A 4876-nucleotide genomic window follows, 5' to 3' on the forward strand; every position below is an offset into this window, starting at 1 on the left:
AATTTATTCGGGAGTATAATAATCAGGAGGTGATGCAAGCTTACTCCAGGGGAGAAATACCCGACATCCTGTTAAACCTGGTGATGCTCAGCAGCAGTTCTAAAGCGATCTACTCCCTGCAGCAGACAACCGGTATACTCGAAAAATATACGCATGCCGGAGAACAAGTCTGGGAGAAGGAACTGAATATTCCGGCCCAGAGAAATCTTTTCGACCGGATTGCAGAGCATAACAGGAATGCTGAACAGAATGATCATCGCAGAAATTTCATGGTTGCCCGGGCGATGGACGCTCTTGATGATGGTGTAGCCCTTCTTCTGAACATGCCGGAGGCTCAGCCATTGACCATTGCCTGGATTCCTGAAGATGGAAACACCATTGACCTGATTGAAGTGGAAGAATTAACCTTGGATGTTCGTGGATTTGAGGAGGGGTTTACCGTCTCACCGGATAGAAAGCACGCCTATTTTCTGGAACGAAGCCTCGGTACGATATATCGATTTGAATGGCCGTTATAAAAGTGGTGTCCAATCTATAAAACCGATTTTGGTCAATCATATTCTATTCTTGACGTGAGTTCGGTGTATGATTTTGGAAAAAGTGTTTCCCTTTTTTCTTAAGAGCCGGACCCGGAAACTTTCAGGAATGGGTTGGGGAGTGGTAAACGGTGGGTGAGGAGCCGGTATAAAAGTTTATAGCCAACGATAATAACAAAAAATAATTAAACCTCATCCCACAAAATAACATGGGTTTACGGTTTAAAAATATTCATTATAATCTCTTAGGGATTAAACATCCACGCCCACCCATGTGTGGGAGAAATTGGATATAACGTAAAGAGGATAATTATGGAAGTATTAAATCGAACAGATTCGTAACGAAGTTAAGAACCGCGAAGCGCTATGAAGTACATAACTGCCGGGGAATCCTGGGAGTGTGAAAGTGAAGATGGCTGCACGGTTATGATTGATCAACAAGAGAATCATTGGTCGATGTCATTCAACTGTGGAACAGGGCCTCAATATTACTCCGGATGGGGTGAATATAGTGGCACTGCATGTAACGGAGCGATTCCCGAAATTAACTAAATATGAAACCACCGGTTTTAAAAGCCGGTGGATATAAATGCTTATATGACTTGGGTAATACATTTGTTGGTTATACTACTATTTTTTCTCTTTGGATGTGAGAGGAGGCAAACTGTAAAAGTTGACACCGGTAATGAAATCTTAGATGCTTTATTACAGGATGTTGATCATTCGGTTATCAACCTGGACCAAGTAGAGTTGGACACATTGGTTGCCGAAAAAGAAAATATACTGGGATACCGTGATTCCGATAATGATCATCTCCCTGAATTTCTGGGCACTATAGCTGACCTGCTAATTTTAGATGAAACTATACTTGTCGCAGATCGTCAGCAAAACCTTATATGGGAAATGGATCTACAGGGTTTTTGGAAACAGGTTCAGGGTAATGAAGGTGAAGGCCCTGGAGAGTTCCGGAATCTGTTTAAGATTTTGAGTAATTCGACTCGTGTATATGCAATAGACAGAAGCAACGCCAGGATACAGGTCTATGATCATCAGCTTACTAATAAGGGTATGTTTTCCCAGACGGTTTTTGGAATATCAGATGAACAATTTTCTGTATCTGATGACTATATTTTTTATCCATCTGACCCATTCTCAGATTCACTACTTGTGAAGGTTCGCAGTGCCAATATGCCCTGGAAAGAGGAGGATTCCTTTCTGCCGGCGCTTATTCCGGCAGGACAACAGCCCGCTGCGTATAATACCTTTCATTCCCATTCAAATAGTCGTGGAAATTTTGTAGCAACATATGCAGGAACCCCTTACCTATTCATTTTTAATGATGATTTTAAACTGGAGCACTACATAAGATTTGAATCATCCTTTTACACTGAACTTGATAATCCTTCTCTGAACCCGGTATCATCAAGTCAATTGATGCAAGCTGGTGAGCCACCCGTACCGGGTGTTAAATCATTCATTTATAATCTAAAAGTTTCAGAAAATGAAACCATCTATTTTTTAGTGGACAGTACTTTGTTTCGTTTAACGAGGGGATCGCGAGGTGGTTATGATATTCAGAGAGGCTGGGTTATGAAAGATGGAGCCCGGGATGAGGATAAACTCGATGGTGAGGTTATACAAATCGGAAAGTTTGATGTTAAAAATGACATGATGATACTTTCAACATTTGGTTCACAAGAAATACTTCGATTTAATCTGAAGTAGATCTATGTTTATCCCTTTTCATTCATGTTTGACTCTATTGGCAGTTCGGGAGTTTGAAATCCATCTTTCATAATATTTATTAATTTGAATTTTATAAAGCATATAAGCGTAGTATTCGTATGCCTCTTTACAGTTATTTCCTGTAAAGAGGCAGAACCTGTCGCAGATCATCAAGATCAGTTGATTGGAAATCTTAAAGAAAAATATTCTGAGATTGGAGTTGATATCAAAACATTAGATCGTTCAGATCAAATCTTGAACGCTAACTGGCTTATTACGACCAATCAATGTGATTTGATTATTGTTGACAACGCCGATAAAACAATCAAACTTGTAAAATCAAACGGAGATGTGATTAGTGAGGCCGGTGGAGAAGGGGACGGGCCTGGTGAATTCAGAAGCCTTATCAACCCACATTATGGGCCGGATGATCGGTTGTATATTATAGATGGAGATTTATTTAGAATTTCTGAATTTATCATTGATAATGGCGAATTGGTTTTTGTCAATTCTACTCCATTTAAATACCCGCCTAATTATCATTTACAGTCTATTTTTGTAGATGAAGACGATAGGTTTGGAGTGTTTTCAAATTTTGAAAGTTATTTTGAGCCGGATAATGAATATTTTTTGTATCGGCTAAATGATAAGTTTCAGATTGTTGAAAGATTATTGGAGGTTCAGGGCAATAAGCGTCCAAAGTACGAATTTCCGGAATTTACAATGTATCTGGACAATATTTTTGCTGAAAGAAGTTACTGGTCATTCAGCAAGGACTGGTTCTATTTTATTAGGTCACATCAGTCGAATATTAAGGCTTATAATCTGCAATCCGGTCAATTAAAATACATCGATTTAGAGCTCGGCAAGAGAGAGAATGTTGGTGGGAAATTGACGAAATTTATAAAGGAAGAGTTCGGTAGTTTAAACCACGAAGTTGACGAAGATCAATATTGGAAAGTATTGGAGGATAGCGATTATCTACCAATTTTTTGGGATTTATATGCAAATGATAACGTTCTTCTGCTTCCGATGTTTTTTCCATCAATTGAAAATGGCCTCTCTCTATATATTGATCAAAAAACGGAAGATGTGAAATTTTTCAAAATACCGCACGGTCTGGACCGGATGTCTGTCTGTGATCAGACTGTTTATGGGATTGATTATATCACTGATACGGGAGAGCGAGATATACTTTCCATTGAGTTAAACCAATGAACTATTTCCATCATAAGTGATGTGAACGTTCACTCTTATTTAAGTGGAAAGGAATTTCTGCATTCGATTACAGTACCCACAAAGCCCTTGCCTTATCATTTTGAAGAATTGCCTGTTGCAGATTGCAATATTCGTTTTGCACCGTTCTGGAATATCCTGAAAGCACTGTTTTTACTTTTTTTGTAACAAACCACCTCTTTCTTACTCTTGTGTAAAAAGGTACGCTAAATAGCTATTTACTATGGAGAAAGAGAACAAAAGGAGTGGAAGTCAAGATGGAAAGAAAAAGTCAACCAACCAACCAACCAACCAACCAACGGTCCCTCGTTAATAGAAGCTTATCGTATGTTAAGTGCCAGAGAATGTAGTGTACTAACTAAACTGGGTCAGGGTAAATCGAACCGGCAGATTGCTGCAGAGCTTTACTTAGCAGAGGGAACAGTAGAAAACCATATTACCCGAATTGGTAAAAAGCTTGGTTTGAACGGCAGGGGAGTGGTAAAAAGGTGGCTGAGGAGCCGGCAAAAAAGTTAAGAACCAACCATAATAACAAAAAAAGATCAAACTTCATCCCACAAAATAATGGGGGATAATCTTAATCTATTTTTTATTATTGTGTTAGCGTGATGATGAGTAAGAACAATTATTAAAACGTACGTTGCGCTGATATGGAACAGGCTGTTACCTCTTATCTACGATATTTACATATTCCGGTATCCGATCGCTATTGTAAAAAGCGGATCGCCTCTCATCCGGACTACCCCTCCATCCTGGCGGTTGCCGACACTCTGCAGCAATTCGGCATTCCCCACACTGTGGCAAGATCCCACAAGGAAAATCTCAATGATTTGCCCCTCCCGGTATTGCTCCATCTCGATACCGCGGGCGGATCCCTTCTGCCGGTGTATGAACCCAGAGACCTGGAAGCCGCCGGAGACAAGCTGAACCACTGGAGCGGGGTGCTGATCAAAGCAGAACCAACCGGGAAGATTGCCGATAAAGAGAACGCAAAAGCACTCGACGAAGAAAGGCGATTCAAAATGTTTACTTCCATGTTGATCATTGCAGCGATTGGGATGGTAACGATTCCGCTGCTTCTCTCCTTTTACTGGCTTCAGCTTCTGTTACTCACAACGGCACTGGCCGGTGTGGGTGCGGGCTACGTTCTGTTTGCCAAAGACCTGGGCATTACCTACCAAGCCGTAGAGAGCTTCTGCAACGCGGGTACCGGGTCCGGCTGCGGGAAAGTGCTGCGGTCTGAGGAAGGAAAACTGTTCGGGTTTATCACATTTTCAGACTTAACACTGGGTTATTTTGTTGCTCAGCTTGCAGCCGTAGGGTTATTTGTGCCGCTTTGGTCGGGCAGCGGACTCCTCTCGGTATTGGGATGGATGAGT

General features: G+C 41.0%; 6 protein-coding genes. All 6 read left to right on the forward strand.

The window, feature by feature from the left end; all coding sequences use genetic code 11:
* A partial coding sequence (locus tag ACESM0_RS12700) for a hypothetical protein (RefSeq protein WP_372906577.1) occupies window positions 1–518 on the forward strand: 518 nt, incomplete at its 5' end.
* 384 nt (window positions 519–902) lie between these two features.
* On the forward strand, window positions 903–1088 hold the full coding sequence (locus ACESM0_RS12705) for a hypothetical protein (RefSeq protein WP_372906578.1): 186 nt from the start codon (window positions 903–905) through the stop codon (window positions 1086–1088).
* A 45-nt stretch (window positions 1089–1133) separates the two neighbouring features.
* A complete protein-coding gene (locus tag ACESM0_RS12710) occupies window positions 1134–2261 on the forward strand; it encodes a 6-bladed beta-propeller (RefSeq protein WP_372906579.1) in 1128 nt (375 codons plus the stop codon).
* Window positions 2262–2345: 84 nt separating this feature from the next.
* Window positions 2346–3479: a hypothetical protein gene (locus ACESM0_RS12715; RefSeq protein ID WP_372906580.1), complete on the forward strand. Its 1134-nt coding sequence runs from the start codon at window positions 2346–2348 to the stop codon at window positions 3477–3479.
* Between the two features lie 345 nt (window positions 3480–3824).
* A complete protein-coding gene (locus ACESM0_RS12720) occupies window positions 3825–4013 on the forward strand; it encodes a response regulator transcription factor (protein WP_372906581.1) in 189 nt (62 codons plus the stop codon).
* 134 nt (window positions 4014–4147) lie between these two features.
* Window positions 4148–4876 (forward strand): hypothetical protein (locus ACESM0_RS12725; protein ID WP_372906582.1); only part of this gene is annotated, 729 nt, incomplete at its 3' end.

The sequence above is a fragment of the Rhodohalobacter sp. genome, from assembly GCF_041686455.1.
Taxonomy (GTDB): Bacteria; Bacteroidota; Rhodothermia; order Balneolales; family Balneolaceae; genus Rhodohalobacter.